The organism is Streptomyces sp. SS8 (assembly GCF_054072955.1).
This window is the reverse complement of the sequence record NZ_JBSVCZ010000022.1, coordinates 72952-91017: the sequence shown is the minus strand read 5'-3', so window position 1 is coordinate 91017 and position 18066 is coordinate 72952. Positions and strand designations below refer to the sequence as shown.

At 73.2% G+C, this 18066-nt stretch carries 16 protein-coding genes; 4 read left to right on the top strand and 12 right to left on the bottom strand.

What is annotated here, in order from left to right:
- Positions 1 to 153: 153 nt before the first annotated feature.
- Positions 154 to 1701 carry a pectate lyase family protein gene (locus ACW69E_RS20640; RefSeq protein WP_457499758.1) on the bottom strand — a complete coding sequence of 516 codons (1548 nt, stop codon included), beginning with the start codon at positions 1699 to 1701 and terminating at the stop codon, positions 154 to 156.
- Positions 1702 to 2533: 832 nt separating this feature from the next.
- On the opposite strand from ACW69E_RS20640, the gene ACW69E_RS20635 reads away from it, so the two are divergent.
- Both ACW69E_RS20635 and ACW69E_RS20630 read left to right on the top strand, forming a co-directional pair.
- Positions 2534 to 3181, top strand: a complete 648-nt coding sequence (locus ACW69E_RS20635) for a PadR family transcriptional regulator (RefSeq protein WP_457499757.1) — start codon at positions 2534 to 2536, stop codon at positions 3179 to 3181.
- 23 nt (positions 3182 to 3204) lie between these two features.
- Positions 3205 to 4926, top strand: a complete 1722-nt coding sequence (locus ACW69E_RS20630; protein WP_457499756.1) for an acyl-CoA dehydrogenase family protein — start codon at positions 3205 to 3207, stop codon at positions 4924 to 4926.
- A gap of 69 nt (positions 4927 to 4995) precedes the next feature.
- Here ACW69E_RS20630 and ACW69E_RS20625 read toward each other — a convergent pair whose 3' ends face one another.
- From ACW69E_RS20625 to ACW69E_RS20605, 5 genes are all read right to left on the bottom strand, one after another.
- On the bottom strand, positions 4996 to 5832 hold the full coding sequence (locus tag ACW69E_RS20625) for an alpha/beta fold hydrolase (RefSeq protein WP_457499755.1): 837 nt from the start codon (positions 5830 to 5832) through the stop codon (positions 4996 to 4998).
- Between the two features lie 84 nt (positions 5833 to 5916).
- Entirely contained in the window at positions 5917 to 6171 is a 255-nt protein-coding gene (locus tag ACW69E_RS20620; protein WP_457499754.1) for a helix-turn-helix domain-containing protein, read from the bottom strand.
- Complete coding sequence (locus ACW69E_RS20615) at positions 6171 to 6668, bottom strand: DUF2975 domain-containing protein (RefSeq protein WP_457499753.1); 498 nt, start codon at positions 6666 to 6668, stop codon at positions 6171 to 6173. Before ACW69E_RS20615 ends, ACW69E_RS20620 begins: the two co-directional genes overlap by 1 nt.
- A 90-nt stretch (positions 6669 to 6758) precedes the next feature.
- A complete protein-coding gene (locus ACW69E_RS20610) occupies positions 6759 to 7361 on the bottom strand; it encodes a dihydrofolate reductase family protein (protein WP_457499752.1) in 603 nt (200 codons plus the stop codon).
- Complete coding sequence (locus ACW69E_RS20605) at positions 7358 to 8245, bottom strand: metalloregulator ArsR/SmtB family transcription factor (RefSeq protein WP_457499751.1); 888 nt, start codon at positions 8243 to 8245, stop codon at positions 7358 to 7360. The genes ACW69E_RS20610 and ACW69E_RS20605 overlap by 4 nt, the downstream gene beginning before the upstream one ends.
- A gap of 388 nt (positions 8246 to 8633) precedes the next feature.
- Between ACW69E_RS20605 and ACW69E_RS20600 the strand changes: the two genes are divergently transcribed.
- The gene (locus tag ACW69E_RS20600; RefSeq protein ID WP_457499750.1) at positions 8634 to 9704 is read left to right on the top strand and encodes an alpha/beta hydrolase; all 1071 of its coding nucleotides are present in this window, start codon (positions 8634 to 8636) and stop codon (positions 9702 to 9704) included.
- Between the two features lie 174 nt (positions 9705 to 9878).
- Here the strand turns inward: ACW69E_RS20600 and ACW69E_RS20595 are convergent, their stop codons facing one another.
- From ACW69E_RS20595 to ACW69E_RS20585, 3 genes are all read right to left on the bottom strand, one after another.
- Positions 9879 to 10034, bottom strand: a complete 156-nt coding sequence (locus tag ACW69E_RS20595) for a DUF6131 family protein (RefSeq protein ID WP_457499749.1) — start codon at positions 10032 to 10034, stop codon at positions 9879 to 9881.
- A gap of 134 nt (positions 10035 to 10168) precedes the next feature.
- Positions 10169 to 10627 carry a CBS domain-containing protein gene (locus tag ACW69E_RS20590; RefSeq protein WP_457499748.1) on the bottom strand — a complete coding sequence of 153 codons (459 nt, stop codon included), beginning with the start codon at positions 10625 to 10627 and terminating at the stop codon, positions 10169 to 10171.
- 246 nt (positions 10628 to 10873) lie between these two features.
- Positions 10874 to 11974: a DUF3103 family protein gene (locus ACW69E_RS20585; RefSeq protein ID WP_457499747.1), complete on the bottom strand. Its 1101-nt coding sequence runs from the start codon at positions 11972 to 11974 to the stop codon at positions 10874 to 10876.
- A 405-nt stretch (positions 11975 to 12379) separates the two neighbouring features.
- Between ACW69E_RS20585 and ACW69E_RS20580 the strand changes: the two genes are divergently transcribed.
- Positions 12380 to 14026: a YhjD/YihY/BrkB family envelope integrity protein gene (locus ACW69E_RS20580; protein WP_457499746.1), complete on the top strand. Its 1647-nt coding sequence runs from the start codon at positions 12380 to 12382 to the stop codon at positions 14024 to 14026.
- A 13-nt stretch (positions 14027 to 14039) separates the two neighbouring features.
- Here the strand turns inward: ACW69E_RS20580 and ACW69E_RS20575 are convergent, their stop codons facing one another.
- The 3 genes from ACW69E_RS20575 to ACW69E_RS20565 are packed head-to-tail and all read right to left on the bottom strand — an operon-like array spanning position 14040 to position 17501.
- Positions 14040 to 15533 carry a phytoene desaturase family protein gene (locus tag ACW69E_RS20575; protein ID WP_457499745.1) on the bottom strand — a complete coding sequence of 498 codons (1494 nt, stop codon included), beginning with the start codon at positions 15531 to 15533 and terminating at the stop codon, positions 14040 to 14042.
- Between the two features lies 1 nt (position 15534).
- Entirely contained in the window at positions 15535 to 16659 is a 1125-nt protein-coding gene (locus tag ACW69E_RS20570; RefSeq protein ID WP_457499744.1) for a glycosyltransferase, read from the bottom strand.
- Positions 16656 to 17501: a carotenoid biosynthesis protein gene (locus ACW69E_RS20565; protein WP_457499743.1), complete on the bottom strand. Its 846-nt coding sequence runs from the start codon at positions 17499 to 17501 to the stop codon at positions 16656 to 16658. The genes ACW69E_RS20570 and ACW69E_RS20565 overlap by 4 nt, the downstream gene beginning before the upstream one ends.
- Between the last annotated feature and the right edge of the window lie 565 nt (positions 17502 to 18066).

Genomic DNA, 18066 nt, shown 5'->3' with positions numbered 1-18066 from the left:
CGGCCAGGGCCATTTCCGGCAACGATCGTTGCCGGACGGAGAACTGACGTTGGCGTCCGCGCCACCGCCCCCGAAGGCGGTGGCGCGGACACCTCGTCGGACCGGGGAGTGAGCCGGCCGCCCCCCCGGGGCGGCCGGCGGCGGGCTGTACCGCTATCCGGCGTAGGTCTCGAACTCGGCGACCCTCGGGGTGCCGGACGAGCTGGTGATCTCGAACGTGATCTTGCGCAGCGAGGTCTGCGGGAAGGCGATGACGCCCGCCCCGCTGCCCGAGGTCAGGACGGCGCCGGTGTCGTGGTTGACGACCCGCCAGGAACCGATGTTGCCCTCGGAGCCCGCGGCCTCCCTGATGTTGATCTTGGAGACAGTGGTGGCGGAGCCCCACTTGATCGAGACCGATCCGGTCGAGCCGGTGGGCGACCAGTAGGTGCTCATGTCACCGTCGCGCACGTTGCCGTAGCTCGTTCCGCTCGCCTTGCCGGAACCGTCGGAGCCGGCCCCGATGCTGAGGTTGGTTCCGCCGGGCTGGGTCGGCGTGGGTGTGGGGTCGGTCGGCGTCGGTCCGGGGTCGGTCGGGGTCGGGTCGGGCGTCTGCGGCGAGCAGCTGCCGTCCGACACCTTCAGGCCCTTGCCCGCCCCCGCCGTCTGGCTCACGATGCCCGGCACGCAGCCGGCGCCGTCGAGACTGTAGGAGTAGGGGATGCTGACGGTGGTGTTGGACTGCGGGTTCGGCCCGGCCGGGTTGTTGTCGCCGCTGCGGCTGGACCAGGTCACGTTGTCGAATATGTTACCGCCGACCTGCCAGTAGCCGGCCTCGTCGGTGTAGAAGGTGCCCAGGACGTCCTTGGAGTCCTCGAAGTAGTTGTTGTCCACCTTGGCGCGGGCTCCGGCACGGGAGTTGATGCCGGACTCGTGGATGTCCACGTAGTGGTTGTTGTAGATGTGGGCTATGCCGCCGCGCAGCAGGGGGAGGCGGGAGTCGATGTTCTCGTACAGGTTGTGGTGGTAGGTGATGAAGCCGTTGGAGCGGTCGCTCTCACTGGAGCCGACCAGGCCGCCGCGGCCGGAGTTGCGCAGGATGCTGTAGGACAGGGTCACGTACTTGGTGTCGTTCTTCATGTCGAAGAGGCCGTCGAACCCCGCCGACTCCCCGCCCGAGGCCTCCAGGGTGACGTGGTCGACCCAGACGTTGCGGACGCCGCTCTCCATGCCGATGGCGTCGCCGCCGTTGGACGTGGGCGAGCCCGACTTCTTGACGTTCTTGACCGTCACGTTCTGGATGATGATGTTGCTGGCCTCGCGGATGTGGATGCCCAGCTGGTCGAAGACGGCTCCACCGCCGACCCCGACGATCGTGACGTTGCTGATCTGCTTGAGCTCGATCTTGTCGGCGGCGGTGTTGCAGCTGTCGCCCGACACCTTGCTGGTGTTGCCGTGGTTGATGGTGCCCTCGACCTGGATGGTGATCGGGGTGCTGCTGCTGGCCCGGCCGCACAGGGCCTGGTGGATCGCGGTACCCGTGGTGGCCCGGACGGTCTGCCCGCCCGCGCCGCCGGTGGTACCGCCGTTCTGGGTCGCGTAGCCGGTGGGGCCGCCGGGCGCCGCCGACGCCGCGGGCATCGTCAGGACCACGCCGGTCGCGGTCGCGAGCGCCATCGTGGCCAGCCCCGCGTAGAGCCGCAGTGCGACTGCTCGTCTCATCTCGTCTCCCATTTCCTCTTCGGGCGCTGAAAGGTGTCACTTAATGTCGTGGGCATGACACTCCACTGTCCGTGTCGCCGGTCGGCCGCCGGACGGGCCGGTGGCAGACCTCGGGGGTGGATCCTCTCCTCGGTGTGTGTGGGGGTGCGCGGAGGGCCCGAGGCCTTTGCGGCCGCGCTCCCGGTCGCTCCGCCGGACGGCGTCCAAGGTGCGGCCCTCCGCGAGGTGGCCGCCCGGCCCGGTGGTGTGGCCTGCCGTTCGTTACGGGAGGCTGTCGCCGTCAAAGCCGCCGCGGACGGCGCGATGCGTCTTCGTCGAGGCGTATGCCCTTTCGCTTCGTGGCGCGTCGACATCCCGGGTGAAGCCTCCCTGGCGGAACGGCGGCGACTTGCGCGCGAGGTCGCGGCAGGTGCCGTGGCGACCGCCTCCGGCGGAACGAAACCCGTAGGCGGGGAAAGCGCTTTCTTTCGGTGAGGATAGGGTGGCGCCCGATGGAATGGCAAGGCTCCGGAAGGTTGCGGAGTACACCCTTCCGTCCCATCCGGCGACCGTCGCCCGCGGCCACCGCCGAAGGCCGGGCCGGTTCCCCGTGCGCGGCGGACTCCGCGGACGCCGGTGCGGCGTCAGGCGTGCCGGCCACCTCGGGCGGCACGGGCATTCAGCGGGCGTGGCCGTACGCCGGACTCACGGCCCGGCCCGGTTCGCGACCGGGATCCGCCCTGCCTCCGTGGGTGTGCGACGCCGCTTGGAGGGTTTTCCCGAGGCGTGAGCCGCGTCTCACCCGGGCGGCCCGAACTTGCCTATGCAACGAGTTGCATACCAGGATCACGGTATGGCGCTCGAACACGCGATCCTCGTCTCCCTGCTGGAGAAGCCGGGCTCCGGCTATGAGCTGGCACGGCGGTTCGAGCGGTCCATCGGGTACTTCTGGACCGCCACCCACCAGCAGATCTACCGCGTCCTCAAGCGCATGGAGGCCGACGGCTGGATCGATGCGCGCGACGTGCCGCAGCGGGGCCGGCCGGACAAGAAGGAGTACTCGGTCTCGGCCGCGGGCCTGTCCGCCCTGACCGGCTGGCTCGACGAGCCGGTCCAGCCGGAGAGCGTCCGGCACGAACTCGCCGTGAAGGTCCGCGGAGCAGCCTTCGGCGACCCGGCCGCCCTGATCGGTGAGGTCGAACGGCACCAGCGGATGCACCGGGGCCGGCTCGCGCACTACCTGGCGGGTCAGCGGCGGGACTTCGGCGGGAACGCCACCGCCGAAGACTCCGCCGTCGAGGTCTCCGGCGCCGAAGACCTCGACGCCGGGCGGGAGCTCCAGCACGCGGTCCTCAGGGGAGGCATCGCCTACGAGCGGATGATGATCGCCTGGCTCGACGACGTACTCGCCACCCTCCACCGGCTCTCCCCCCGCCGGCGCCCCGGCCCGTCCGGCGGACAGCCCGCCCAGGCCGGCCCCGTCTCCGATCCAGCACCCTGAACCCCGAACCGGAAAGAGCACCCATGGCCGACCCGCTGCTGTTCAACCCCCGCGCCTACGACCCGGAGCACTTCGACCCCGAGACCCGCAGGCTGCTGCGCGCCACCGTCGACTGGTTCGAGACCCGGGGAAAGCGCAGGCTGATCGAGGACTACCGCAGCCGAGCCTGGCCGGCGGACTTCCTCTCGTTCGCCGCCGGGGAGGGGCTGTTCGCGACCTTCCTCACCCCCGCCTCCGAGAGCGGCGGCCGGCAGGAGGCGCGCTGGGACACCGCGCGGATCGCCGCGCTCAACGAGATCCTCGGTTTCTACGGCCTCGACTACTGGTACACCTGGCAGGTCACCATCCTCGGCCTCGGGCCGGTCTGGCAGAGCGGCAACGCCGAGGCCCGCGCCCGTGCCGCCGCACTGCTCTCGCAGGGCGAGGTGTTCGCGTTCGGCCTGTCGGAGAAGGCCCACGGCGCCGACATCTACTCCACCGACATGCTGCTCGAGCCGGACGGTGAGGGCGGTTTCCGGGCGAACGGCTCCAAGTACTACATCGGCAACGGGAACGCCGCCGGCCTCGTCTCCGTCTTCGGCCGCCGTACCGACGCCGAGGGCGCGGACGCCTACGTCTTCTTCGCGGCCGACAGCCGCCACCCGGCCTACCGCCTGGTGAGGAACGTCGTCGACTCCTCGAAGTACGTCAGCGAGTTCCGTCTCGAGGACTACCCGGTCGGTCCGCGGGACGTCCTGTACACCGGGCGGGCCGCCTTCGACGCCGCGCTCAACACCGTCAACGTCGGCAAGTTCAACCTCTGCACCGCCTCGGTCGGCATCTGCGAGCACGCGATGTACGAGGCGGTCACCCACGCCCGCAACCGGATCCTCTACGGCCGTCCCGTCACCGACTTCCCGCACGTACGGCGGGCGCTGACGGACGCGTACGTCCGCCTGGCCGGAATGAGGCTGTTCAGCGACCGCGCCACCGACTACTTCCGCTCCGCGGGCCCCGACGACCGCCGCTACCTGCTCTTCAACCCGATGACGAAGATGAAGGTGACCACCGAGGGCGAGAAGGTCATCGACCTGATGTGGGACGTCATCGCGGCCAAGGGCTTCGAGAAGGACACCTACTTCGCCCAGGCCGCCACCGAGATCCGGAGCCTGCCGAAGCTGGAGGGCACGGTCCACGTCAACCTCGCCCTGATCCTCAAGTTCATGCGCAACCACCTGCTGGACCCGGCCGGCTACGAGCCCGTGCCCACCCGCCTCGACGCCGCCGACGACGCCTTCCTCTTCCGGCAGGGACCGGCCCGCGGCCTGGGCTCCGTCCGCTTCCACGACTGGCGTCCCGCCTTCGACGCCTATGCCCACCTGCCCAACGTCGGCCGCTTCCGCGAGCAGGCGGACGCCCTGTGCGAGTTCGTCGCCACCGCCGCCCCCGACGAGGAGCAGAGCCGCGACCTCGACCTGCTCCTCGCGGTCGGCCAGTTGTTCGCCCTGGTCGTCCACGGCCAGCTGATCCTGGAGCAGGCGGGCCTGACGGGACTGGACGAGGACGTGCTCGACGAGATGTTCGCCGTGCTGGTCCGCGACTTCTCCGCGCACGCGGTCGAGCTGCACGGCAAGGACTCCGCGACGGCCCGGCAGCAGGACTGGGCACTGGGCGCGGTCCGGCGCCCCGTCGCCGACGGCACCCGGTCGGCGCACGTGTGGGAGCGGGTCGAGGCTCTCGCCGGGGCCTACGAGATGACCCCGTAAGCGGTACGGCACCGCGGACCCGGGAGCGGCCGGGCGGGTACGAAGGCCGCCCGGCTTCTCCCGGCCCCCTCATCCGTCCGTGGCGAGGAAGCCGAGCAGCTCGGCCAGGAGCAGGGCGGGCGCGTCCAGCGGGACGAGATGGCCCGCGCCGGGGATGAGACGCAGCCGGGCGCCGGGGACGAGGGAGGCCAGCTCATGGGCCTTCGCGACGGGGATCCAGGTGTCCTGCTCGCCCCAGCACACGGTGACGGGAACGGTGATCCGGGGATACAGCCCCTGGATCTCGTCGGTGAAGCGCTGGTCGGCCTGGGCGATCTGACGGTAGAACGCCGCCCGTCCGCTCTCGTCGGACCAGGGGGCCAGAAGAGCGTCGGCCACGCCGGGGCGCAGCCCTCTGTGGCTCGCCGAGGCGATGTACTCCCGCACCAGTGCGCGGTGCAGTGGCAGCGGGAGCTGTTCGAAGACCTCGGTGTTCTCCCCGACCAGCCGGAAGAAGGGGGAACCCCACGGCGCGAGCGCGACGGGATCGACCAGCGCCAGCCTGCGGTACCCGGCCCCGTGCAGCAGATGAGCGCGAAGGGAAACGCACCCGCCGAAGTCGTGTGCGATCACCGAGGGGCGGGACAGCCCCCAGTGTTCGAGGAGCCCGCCGAACACCTCACCCTGGGCAGCGAGCGAGACGTCCTGGCCGGAGAACTTCTCGGACGCGCCGTAGCCGGGTATGTCCCACACGAACACCCGGTGGTGCCGGGCCGCCAGCGCGAGGGCGGTCTCCCGCCAGACGAGGGAGGAGAACGGGGTGCCGTGCATCAGGACCACCGGATCTCCGTCCTCCGGTCCCAGGCAGTCCCAGCGGACGGTCCCGGACGGGCTGTCGTAGCTCCGGCGCAGCTGCCAGGTCTCCATGGCGGTCTTCCCTTCACGCACGTGTTCGGTCGCGGCGTGCGCTGTCGGGGACGGAGCCGTCCCGGGCGGCGCACGCTCCTCAGGTCACGACTGCCCGGCTCCGCGCGCAACCCTGTCCTCGGCGCCCCCGGTCTCTTCGGGCTCCCAGCGCAGCAGATCACCCGGCTGGCACTCGAGCACCTCGCAGAGCGCGGCGAGCGTGGTGAAGCGCACCGCCTTGGCCCGGCCGTTCTTGAGCACCGCCAGATTGGCGGGTGTGATCCCGACGCGGTTCGCCAGCTCGCCCACGGACATCTTCCGCCTGGCCAGCATCACGTCGATGTCGACGGTGATCGGCATCAGATCACCTCTTCCAGCTCGGCCCGCATCCGCGCCGCCTCCACATCGCGTGCCACGGCCTGGGCGAGCAGCATCCGCAGCACGAGCACGACGAGCGCCACCCCGAGGACCGCCAGACAGACCCCGCCCAGCAGGAGGACGACGCCCGGAGCCACGGCCTCACCCGGAGCGAGGAGCACCCCGAGCGCGAACACCAGGAGAGCGGCCGCGACGAAAGCGCCGATCACGGTGTGCACGTACCGGAAGGCGGCGTGGGAGAACACCGTCCCGCGCCGCACCATCGTCACCAGCCGCCACACACAGACCAGGACGACCTGCACCGTCACGACGCCCAGGACCGTGATCACGAGGAACGGAGTGCGCAGGTGGGCGAGTTCCGGGTCGAGCCCCTCCAGGTCGGCGGCCAGCAGCGGCACCATCACCGCCTGCACGAACACCGAACCGGCGAGCAGTACCGCGAGTACGGCACGCAGTGCGAGCACCGCCGACTTTCCCATCGCATCTCCTTCTGTCGAAAAACGATAGTAATCTATCGAGATTCGATAGAGTCGGCAAGCCGCTCTCCGCTGGAGCCCAACGCGTCCGCCTCAGCGGACCCGGTCGTAGACGAGGGACAGCGTGCCGTGCTCGCCCGCGGCCTGCCCGGCGAGCGCCCATCGCCCCGCGGGCAGGCCGTCGTCGAACAGGCGCGGCCCGCCGCCGAGAAAGACCGGGAAGACGGTGAGGGCCAGCCGGTCCACCTCGTCGGCGGCCGGCAGAGCCTTGATAACGCTCGCGCTGGAGAGCACCAGGATGTCTCCGCCCTCCGCGGCCCTGAGGTCCGCGACCACCTCGGCGGCGGGCCCGCCGACGACCACCGTCCGCTCCCACGGGGCTTCCGCGAGGGTGGAGGAGAGGACCACCTTGTCGGTTCCGACGAGCCACTTCGCGAAGGCATCGTCGCGCGGGTCGGCGCCCTCCACGCCGATGACGGTGGGCCAGAAACCGAGGAAACCCTCGGCGTTGACCCGCCCGAGCAGGGCCGTGGTCGCCGGCTCGTGGAGAGCGGTCAAGTGGTCGCGGGCGACGTCGGTGTGGGCGTAGGGCATCACCCAGCTCATGTCCAGCGGGTCGTCCGGCGCGGCGTAGCGGCCGTCGAGGGAGAGAGCCGTGTTGGCGACGACCCTGCGGCCGCCGTTCCGCTCGGTCACGTGGTGCTCCTCGTGTCGGTGCTGCCTGCGCTGTCGATGTCTTCGCCGCCGGTGCCGGCGGTTCCGTGTGGGTCCGCGGCGAGGGCCGCCGCGAGTTTGTCGAGGCTCTGCCCGAAACCGATCTCGACGCCCGCGACGAAATCGGCGGATTCGACGGTGCTGTCGGTGATGCGGTAGTGGACGTCGAGATCGGTGCCGGTGCCGGTGGGGCGCAGGTCCAGGCCGACGTGGGCGGTGAAGGCGGGACCGCCTTCGGGGAGCAGGGGGGAGAGCCGGTAGGCGAGGTGTTCCCCGGGGTGTACGTCGCCGACGGTCCCTTCCGCCCGCCCGGCGATCGGGTCGGATCCGTCGACGTCCTCCGCCTCGCGGTACGCGTGGACGATCCGCCCGCCTGCTCGCGCCTCGAAGAGGAGCTCGCAGACGCGGAGGTCGTCGGGCGTCCACCACCGGGCGAGCAGGGAAGGCTCGGTCAGGTGGCGCCAGACGACCTCCGGGTGCCCCTGCAGCGACCGGTGGAAGTGGAACGAGCGGCCGTCCGCCCATCCCGGCTCCTGTGCGGCGAGCCGCTCCGCGTGCAGGCTCGTCCCGTAGCGGCCGTAGGTCGCGCGGGGGCCGGCGGACCGGTCCGCGGCGTCGGCGAGTCTGCCGAACTCGGCCGCCAGGTCTCGCAGGGGGCCGGACCGCAGCGCGTAGATACGGCGCCGGCCGGAGCGCTGGGAGGTGACGACGCCGGCGCGTTCCAGGGTCTGCAGGTGCTTGGTCGTCTGCGGCTGGCGCGCCTCGGCGAGCCGGGCGAGGACGCCGACCGGACGGGGGCGCTCGGCCATCAGGGTCACCAGCCGCCAGCGGGCCGGATCGGCCAGTACGGCGAGGAGTGCGTTCACGCGAGGAAGTATTCCTGGAAAGGAATATTCGCGCCAAGGAATATTTCCGGGGTCGGCCGGGTCCGCCGGGTCCGCCGTCCTGCCCCTGGGGTCAGTCCCGCCCGGCGCGCGCCCTGCCCGGTGTCTCGTAGTCGTGACGCCGGGGGCGGAGAGGGCGTTCAGCGGCGGTGTGGCCTTCCGGCGGCAGGTGGGGCTCATCACCGCCGCACGGCGCCCGGAGCCGCTCCCCGCGCCGGGCGCCGTGCGGCCCGGTCTTAGGGAGACGAGGCGGCGGGCGGGGGAGGAACCGCCGCCGGAGTGTGTGAGGGGGGCCGTCGGGGTCGGCGTCAGGGGTGATGTCCGTGGCGTGCCGGATGCCGGCGGGCCCCGGCCCGGTAACCCTGAAGGCATGACTCCAAGCACCCGTACTCGTATGCGCCTCGGCCTCGTCGCGCCGGTGGCCGCCCTCGTGCCGGTCCTCGGGCTGCTCCCCGCCGCGGTGTTCCCCGCCGGAGGCGTCCCGACCGCCGTTTCCGCGTCCCACGACCCTCCGGTGACCGGCTCCGAACGTCCGGCTCGCGTGGTCGGCGAGGAACGGATCGGTCCTCGTCTGCTCGACCTGACCATCCGTTCCCCGGCCCTGGCGGACACCGCGAAGGTACGGCTGCTGACCCCGGACGGATGGGACTCGCGCCGTCCCGGCGACCGCTGGCCGGTGCTCTACCTGCTGCCCGACGGCAGCGGGGACCACCGCACCTACAACGACGACTACCGCATCGAGGAGTGGACCGAACTGCGCGAGACGCTCGTGGTCGTGCCGCAGATGCCGTTCTACGGCTTCTACAGCGACTGGTGGAACGCGGGGGAGGGAGGCGCGCCGGCCGTGGAGACCTTCCATCTCGACGAGGTGGTCCCCATCCTGGAGCGTGACTACGGGGCCGGGCGCCGGCGGTCGATCGCCGGGCAGTCGCAGGGCGGGTACGGGGCCGTCAAGTATGCGGCGCGCCGCCCCGGGATGTTCGAGGCGGCCGCCAGTTTCGGCGGCTTCCTCCACCCCCTCCAGTACCCCGAGGCGGTCAGCGGCGGCGCGGAGTACCTCGGTGTGCCGTGGCGGAGGATCTGGGGCGACCCGGTCCGGCAGCGCCACGTCTGGGAGCGCAACGATCCCTACTACCTGGCCGAACGGCTCCGCGGCACGCGGGTCCACATCGCCGCCGGGGACGGCACCGCGGGCGCCCTCGATCCGCCGGGCACCGAGCCGGACCCGGACATCCCCGGACTGGCGGACCTGGCACCGCTCTACCAGGACGAGGTGATCTCGCTGACCGAGGCCGTCATGGGGGACGAGTCCCGCACCGTGGCCCGTCGCCTCCAGGAGGTCGGAGTCCACGTCACCACGCACTTCTACCGGGGCACTCACAGCCCGCCGTACTGGGAGCGCGAACTGCGCCGGGTCCTGCCGGTGCTGCTCGACCCGTGAGACCGGGCCACCCGTCCGGCATCCCGGGCGGGTGGCCCGCCGACGGCCGACGGTGAACCCCCGGCAGGCCCCGGCGGACGCCGGCGCGCAGCGGGCCGGAACGCCGGCCGGACCGGTCCGCAGGCCGCTGGAGCGAAGAGCCTTCCGTCCGCTCACCGCCCGTGCGGAGCCCGGTCACCAGTAGTGCCGGCGTCCTCCCACGGCGCGCCCGGTGGCGCCCAGGAGCCACAGGACCGCGCCGATCACCACAAGGATGATCCCGATGGTCCACAGAATCGATATATCGGCGATGAAGCCGATGACGAGCAGAATGACACCCAGGATGATCATGGCATCTCCCGTGCGTAGCACTACTTACGCCATTATGTACCGAAAATCCCTCAAAGATAATTGATCGCTCATGGGATGCCGGGGCGGGAGGGCGTGGACCGGTGGCGGCACAGGGCGGGCCCCCTCACCCCGGTTCATCCCTGGGCGAGGAAGTACTCCATCAGCCGCGCCGCGGTCACCGCGCCCACCGTCCGCGTCCGCCCGCCGTCGTTCTCCACCACCGCCACCAGCGGCGTGTGCGTCGTGGCCATCAACGCGGCGATCCGGACGGCACCGGTGTCACGGCCCACGACGGCGGGGACGGTGCCGTGGCGGGGGATCCACTGCGCCACCGTGAGCCCGTCGAGCCTCTCCGCCAGGCGCTCGACATGCTCATCCCGCAGGACGTCCACCAGGACCGGCTCGTTCAGGACGAAGCCCGGCACGGCGGCCCTCAGCAACTGCGACCCGGGCACCACCGCGTAGGGCTGCTCCTCGGGATCCACCACCAGCAGTGCGGGCAGGCGCCGCTTCGCGAACAGCCGGGCCGCCGCCATCGCGTCGTCATCGGTCGACACCCACGGATAGGGATCCGCCAGTTCGTAGGCACGCACGGCTCGGCCACCTCGCTTTCCCGGTCGGCGCAGGCACACAGGAGGGATGCCGAGGTCCTCCTCGTCCCGGGGCCGGGACTCGGGCACCCGTCATGCGCTCCGCAGCCTCTTCACCTCATTGTCCCGTCCCCGCGCCGGTGACGGCGGCGGGGCCGCGGTGGCACCGGCCGGCCGTGACCTCGCCGTCCGGCCGGCCGCCCGGGAAGTCCGGACGGCCGGGCGGGCGCGAGCCCTCTGGGACGCGGCTCAGAAGGCCGTCACCCAGTACGGTTCGAGTGCCATGGTGCCGTTGCCCCGCGCGCCCCTGAAGGAGCCCGCGCTGTTCCGGGCGAGGGTGTACCAGGAGTCCACGTAGTCGGGGTCGTCGGTCCACCAGTGGTCGGGCATGGCGTCCAGTACGGCGTTGACCAGCGGGACGTAGGCGCCCATGTCGATGACGGTGAGCAGGGCGTCGGCGAGGGCCTTGGCGAGCGACCGGTAGTTGGTGCCGCTGTCCTCCTCCATCATCACGACATCGGCGAGGTCGTACTTGTAGTACGACCAGTTCACCAGAATCTGGTTGGGGTAGTAGGTCCTGCCGTCCTCGTCGAGATACGGCATGTCGACCGGATCGACGCGTACCTTGCCGTCCTGGCCGAAGCCGGTCACCAGCGAGAAGATCTCGGCGTCGCCCTTGATCCAGGGCTCCTCGTCGTCGGACAGCCGCACGGAGGTGATGCGGCTCGTCCAGAAACCGTCGCCCGCGGTGCTCGCGGAGCCGGTCGGACCGGTTGCCGAGAGGCCGTGCCGGGCGAGTTCCTCGCGCAGGACGGCCATGCCCGCGGTGACGGCCCGCTCGGCGTCGACACCGACCACGTAGACGGGGCGGTCGGGGAGCCGGTGCGCGTCCAGCGTGTGGGAGCGGCCCGCGCTGTCGTAGGCGGTGACCGTTGTGGCGCCGTCGTCGGCTGGGGCGGCCGCCACCAGCGGTTCGGCCCCGGCCTCGAGCGCCTCGCGCATCGACTCGTCGGCGAGGCGGAGCCGCAGCAGGGGGCCGGCCTCGGTGCCGAGGCCCTTGGCCCTTGCCAGCTCGCGGTCGGCGTCGGCGACGACCGATCCGAGCTCCTTCGCGGCCGGTGGGGGGGCCTTCCTCGCGAGGTCGCCGAGAGGGACCCCGTCCGAGGTGAGGGCGGCGTCCTCGACCCGGTCCTGCCAGGCGAGGTCGGAGAGGGACGCGGCCAGTGAACGGGCGGCGCCGTCCTCGATCGCGCTGACGGTCGCGGAGCCCCGGGGGGCGCCGGGCGGTGGGGAGGCCGAGGCGACCCCCTGGACGGCGCCGAGGCCGAGGGAGAGAAGGGCGGCGCACACGACTGTGTTCCTGAACCGGTGTCTGACCACGCGGATCTCCTGTGGAGGAGGGGGCGGATGTGTGGCGGTACGCGGACGCGGGGCTTCCTCTCTATGCGGGTAGAAGCCGCCGCGTGGCCCAGGATGACGATGACATGCCAAAGCGGCAAGAGGTGGGATCGAGACACCCCCGGCTCCGGCCGGACACCCCGAAGCCCCCGTCGGCCGGCCTCTGCGGTTGACCGCGCCGGCTCCCGGGGCCGGTGCCACCGAACGCGGCGCGGAGAGCCGGGCGTCCCGCAACTCCCGCACCGAGGCGGCGGCGAAGGCGGGCGTGCCCACGGGCGGACCGCTGTCGCGCGGCGTCCTGTGTATCGTCACCTCAAAGCGCACATACGCCTCATAACGTATGCAGAGGAGCCGGCGGTGCCGACTGGTGCTACGCACACAAGGCGGGATGAGCTGCGCCTGCTCGTCCACGAGGTGCGCGACGGTCTGCACGGCAGACAGGTGGCCCTGGTCGCGGCGGGCATCTCCTTCTTCGGAATGATCTCCGTGGTCTCCCTGGCACTGCTCCTGCTCCGGCTGTGCGCGTTCGCGATCGGCGCGGACGGCACCCGGCAGGCCGTGGCGCAGATCGCGGACGCGCTTCCCCACGGGCACGGGGTGCAGACGGGACTGCGGACCCTGGCCGAGGCGGCGGTCGGGCTGTCCTGGCCCGCTCTCGCCGTCACGCTGGTACCCGCCACCGTGTACGGCGAAGGGCTGCGCCGGGGCTTCCTGCAACTGTCCCCGAGGGCGGCGGAGGAGGACACGTTCACCGGCTGGCGCGGCAGGCTGGGGATGGTGCCCGCACTCGTGGCGGCCCCGCTGCTCATGGGCGCCCTCCTGTACGCCGGCCCGGCACTGGCCCGGCCGGCCGAGGCCGGCGGCCCGCAGGCCGCCCTGTCCGCCTTTCTGGCCTTCCACCTGCTGTGGGTCCTGCTCTCCCTGGAGGTGCTCCTGGTCTTCCGGTTCGTCGGCGTCGGCGCCGCCGCTTCCCGGGCGACGGTCCCGGCCGCGTTCGGGACGGGAGCGTTCCTGTGCGGGTTCCTCGGCGGCTTCGTGGTTTTCCTGGCCATCCCGGTCGACTGGAGCCTGCCGTTCGGCGGGCTCGTCGTCCCCGGCGTCACCGTGGCACTGGGACTGTGGCTGTACCTGCTGCACGCGGTCCTGCTCGTCGGCTACCAGCTGATGCTCTGCCTGGACAGCCGCACGGAAACCCTTCTCGCGACGCTCAGCCCTTTCCGGAGGATCCGGGCACCGGGCGACCGGCCGGCCGGTGCACCCTCCCCTCGGCCGAGGCCCGAAAAGCCCCCGGCCGCGAAGAAGCGCTCCCGCCGCGGGACACCGTCCACCGGACCCGGGACGCACGGCCGCGACGACGCCCTGGCCCGGTGGGCCGAGCTCCACGGAGGGTACGACCCCTCCGGCAGCGCCCTGGCCTCGGCGTGGGTGGTGCTGGTCCAGCGCTGCGCCTCCACACGCCCGGTCCGCGCCCTGCCGCCGGACCTCCTCTCGCTGGCAGGTCCCCTCGCGGTCGCCGCCGCCGTGGCGCCGGCGGCGGAGGGCGGCCGATGGCCGCTGGCCGCCTGCGCGCTCGTCGTCCTGTCGGGCCTGCTCGACGGGCTGGACGGCGCGGTCGCCGCGGTCACCGGCCGGGCCCGCCCGCTGGGCGCCGTGGTGGACGCCCTGGCCGACCGGGTGGCGGACCTCCTGCTCGTCGCGGTCCTGTACGTCCTGGGGGCGCCGGGCTCCTGGTGCCTGGCGGCCGTTCTCCTGGCCCAGCTGCACGAGTACCTGCGGGCCCGGGCCAACGCGGCGGGGATGCGCGGGGTCGGAGCGCTGAGCGTCGGCGAACGGCCGCTGCGGGTGGTGCTGAGCGCGGTCGCGTGCCTGGGAAGCGGTCTGCTCCCCGACGGCACGCCGGGGACGGGGTGGGACTGGGCGACGGTGTGCGCGGTGTGCTGGACGGCGGCCGGAGCCGTCGGCTTCGCGCAGTTGGCGGCCAAAGTGGCGCGGGAGCTGAGATAGCGGCTCCGCGCGGTCAGGCACCGCCGATCTGCGCCGCGGCGATCTCCGCCGACAGCGCCACCAGCGGAAGGCCGCCGCCGGGGTGGGCCGATCCGCCGACGAGGAAGAGCCCGGGAACGGGGGAGCGGTTGGCCGGACGGAGAAGGGCCGCGCGGACGCCGTTGGAGGAGGTGCCGTAGATGGCACCGCCCGGACTCCCGGTCTCGCGTTCCAGGTCGAAGGGGCTGCGGGCCTCGTACCACAGCAGGCGCGGGCGCACGTCCGTGCCGCGGGCGGCCATGATGTCCAGGATCCGCTCGGCGTAGGCCTCCCTGAGCCCCGGGGCCGTCCAGTCGACGGTGCCGGGCGCTCCCCGCTGTCCGTGCCGGGGGGCGTTGACCAGGACGAACCACGCCTCGGACGCGTCACCGGGACGCAGCGCGGCGTCATCCGGCGCGCTGATGTACACCGCCGGGTCGGCGGCGGGACGGGCCCGGGCACCGAAGACGGCGTCGAACTCCGCGTCGTAGTCCGCCGGAAACAGCACCCGGTGGTGCGGTGTCAGGGGATCCCGCCCGCGCAGCGCGAGCAGGAGAACGAACCCGGACAGCGAGGGCCGCGCACGCGCGAGGGCGCTCAGGGGCCGGCGCCCGCGCCGGTCCGCCGCCAGACGTCCGTAGAGGACCGCGGCGTCGACGCCGGAGACGACGACGTCCGCCGCCGCCGTGCCGCCGTCCGCCGTGCGGACCCCGGTGACGCCCCGGCCCGAGGTGTCCACCGCCGCGACCTCGCAGCCGTAGCGGAACCGCACCCCCAGCTCGGCGCAGCGCCGCTCCACGGCCTCGGCCAGCAGCCGGAGGCCGCCGGGGACGTACCAGCTGCCGTAGCGCTGTTCCACGTACGGGATCACCGACATGACACCGGGCACGCGCCGGGGGTCGGAGCCGCTGTAGGTGGCGTAGCGCTCCAGCCACATGCGCAGCCGGGGGTCGCCCAGGTACCGCCGGCCGGTGCCCCGCAGGGTGCGCCAGGGGGCGACGGCGGCCAGGCCGCGGGGGCGGAGCGAGTGGCGCAGCAGGCCCGCCGGGCCGCCGAGCGGCCGCCGCAGCACGTTCTCGCCCACCAGCCGCCACAGTTCGCCGGAGGCCGCGTGCAGCCGGGCCCACTGCGCTCCGGCCCCTCCGCCCAGGGCATCCTCCAGCGCGCCGGGCACCAGACGCGGGTCGCCGGGCATCGCCAGACGGGTCCCGTCGGCGAACCGGTAGACGCAGGCCGGCTCCACCGGCCTCAGCGGTACGCAGCGCTCCAGGGGCTCACCGGTGTCCGCGAACAGCCGGCGGTAGACCTCGGGCATGGTCAGCAGCGACGGCCCGGTGTCGAAGACGAAACCGTCCCGGCGCACGGTGCCGAGCTTGCCACCGCACGCGGCCGCCCGCTCGTACACGGTGACCCGGTGCCCCTGCCGGGCGAGCCGGGCGGCGGCCGCCAGGGCGCCCATACCGGCGCCGATCACGGCGACGCGGGCCACCTCAGCGCCCCCCTCGCAGCGGTCTGCCCTTCCACGTCAGCGTGGAGCGGCGATGGCCGAGCCAGGACCGCACCGTCAGCGCCACCAGCAGGCTCACCGAAAGCGGGTGGGCCAGCGCGTCCGGCCAGCACCGCCCGCCCGTGCGCCGCGCGGTCAGCGCCCGCCCCGCCACGGCCGCGGCGTATCCGGCCGCGCCCCATCGCGAACCCCGCAGCGCCGCCAGCGGTGGCACCACATAGGCCCAGGCCAGGAGGGCACACACCGCCGCCGCGCCACCGCCGGACCCGAACGCCGCCCACAGGGACTTGCCGTACCCCTCACGCAGATCGCGCCAGCCGTCGTACATCCGGCACCTCGCGATCCGGCTGCCGTCCACGATCCCGCCCCGGCCGCCGGCCCGCTTCAGCGCCCGGACGAGCGCCATGTCCTCCAGGACCTCGTCCGTGACCGCGGCGAAGCCGCCGCAGCCGCGCAGGGCGGCGGCGTCCAGGACGAGGAACTGGCCGTTCGCCGCGGACAGCGCCGGCCGCGGCGAGGTCTCCGCCCGCCGCAGCGGCAGTGACGTCAGCCACGACCACTGCAGCAGCGGCTGGACGAGCCGGTTGGCGGACCCCTCGGCGACCTGGCGGGGGAAGGGGGAGACCAGGTCGAGTCCGACCGAGCGCAGCAGCGCCACCGAGGAGGCCACCGCATGCGGCGCGAGCACCACGTCCGCGTCCACGAAGACCAGCACACTGCCCCGCGCGAGCGACGCGAGCTGGTGGCAGGCGTGCGCCTTGCCGGGGGAGCCGGGCCTCGGCGCCGTGCCGCGCACGACCCGGGCGTGCCGGTACGGCCCGCACAGACGGCGGACCACGTCACCGGTGCCGTCGGTGGACTGGTCGTCGAGCACGATGACCTCCGCCCGGGGCACCCGTTCCTGCGCCAGTAGGGACCGCAGCGCGGGGCCGACGCGCCCGGCCTCGTCACGCACCGGCATCAGCAGGGACACATCCTCGGCCACCGGTGGCGGGTCCGCCGGCGGGGTCCGCAGGGCCCTGCTGTTCCAGGCGCTGTGCACGGCACCGGCGACCGCCAGCGACGACCCCGCCGCGACCGCCGTCCGCGCGAGGCCGGGCCGGCTCACACCCGTCTCCCGGCGGCGCCCGCCACCCGCACGGCCAGCGGCACGGCGACCAGACCCATCAGCACTCCTCCCGCCAGCGCCACCTGCGGTCGGCCGAAGAAGACCAGGCAGGCCGTCACCGAGGAGGCGTAGGTCCACAGGTACAGCGCGACGGCCGGGCCGCCGGGCGTACCGTTCCCGGCGGTCCGCCGCACCGAGAGCCGGGAGACGGCGTCCACGGCGGCGACCATGACCACGGACACGGCCACCCACCCGGCGAAGTTGGTCAGCGGCACGCCCTCCACGCCCGGGAGCCCCGGACGGGGGTGAGACCAGACCCAGTGACCGGCGTCGACCATCTGCGGATCGAGGAAGACGTCCCAGGACGCCAGGGCCCACCCCCCGACCACCGCCGTCCGCACCCGGGACACGGGCGCCCCGGCACGCCCGCGGCCCCCGGCCAGTACGCGCCCCGCCTCCAGAGCGGGCCAGGCCATCATCATCCAGGCGAGCGGCACCACCACCGGCACCCCCGCCAGGCCCGGGCCCAGGGAGCCGGTGTAGTGGTAGGAGCCGAACGGAAGACCCGTACGCACCCCCACGGCCTCCACCGCCAGGCCACCCAGCCCCGCCACCGTGAACAGCGCCAGCGGGCCCCGCGCACCGTGCCGCAGCGCGGCGGCCGCGAGGGACGCCAGGCAGAAGACCGCCACGCCGGCGACGGTGAGCGCATCGCGCCAGGGACCGGACACGAGCGGGTAGGGGATCTGGCACAGCACGGCGGCCGCGGCCAGCGCCCAGGCCGTTCCCCGGCCGGCTCCGTGCCCGCGGCGCGGCGCCGGCCGTTCCCGTACCTGAACCATGCGACGAGCATAGGGAGACCGACCGGCCCCGCCACCGAGGCGGCGGGACCGGCACCACGGGCTTCACCGGTACGGACCACACGACGGCGCGACGCCCGCGGCCGCCCCCAGCGCGGGGCGAAGACCCCCGCGTACGAGGATGCCGACCGCGTGCCGTGGTGGACGTGCCCGGTGTGCCGGCCGTTCCGCCAGCGGCGCACCGGCTCGCGAGAGAGGCATGCGGATACGCTGACGCCCTGGCACACCGGAACGATCCCGCCCGCACCGGCCCTGTGGCCCGGCCGCGGGCGGCGCATCGACTCCCGCTCCGTACGCGAACGGGCCCACGCCGACGGTCACGCCCCCTCGACCGCGGACGCCTCCCTGCGGCGGTACTCCAGGCGTGGGAGGAAGCCCGCCCCGGACGAACCACGGCGCGGTCCGGCCGCTGCGGTGGGCATCGCGGCGGCCGGTCGCGCCCGGGACCCCCGGGACCCGACAGGGCCGACCGGCCTCCCCGATGAGCCTGCCGGCCCCTGGCCGAAACGAGCGGTGTCGCCGAGGCTGGAGGACGGAAGGCCGCTTG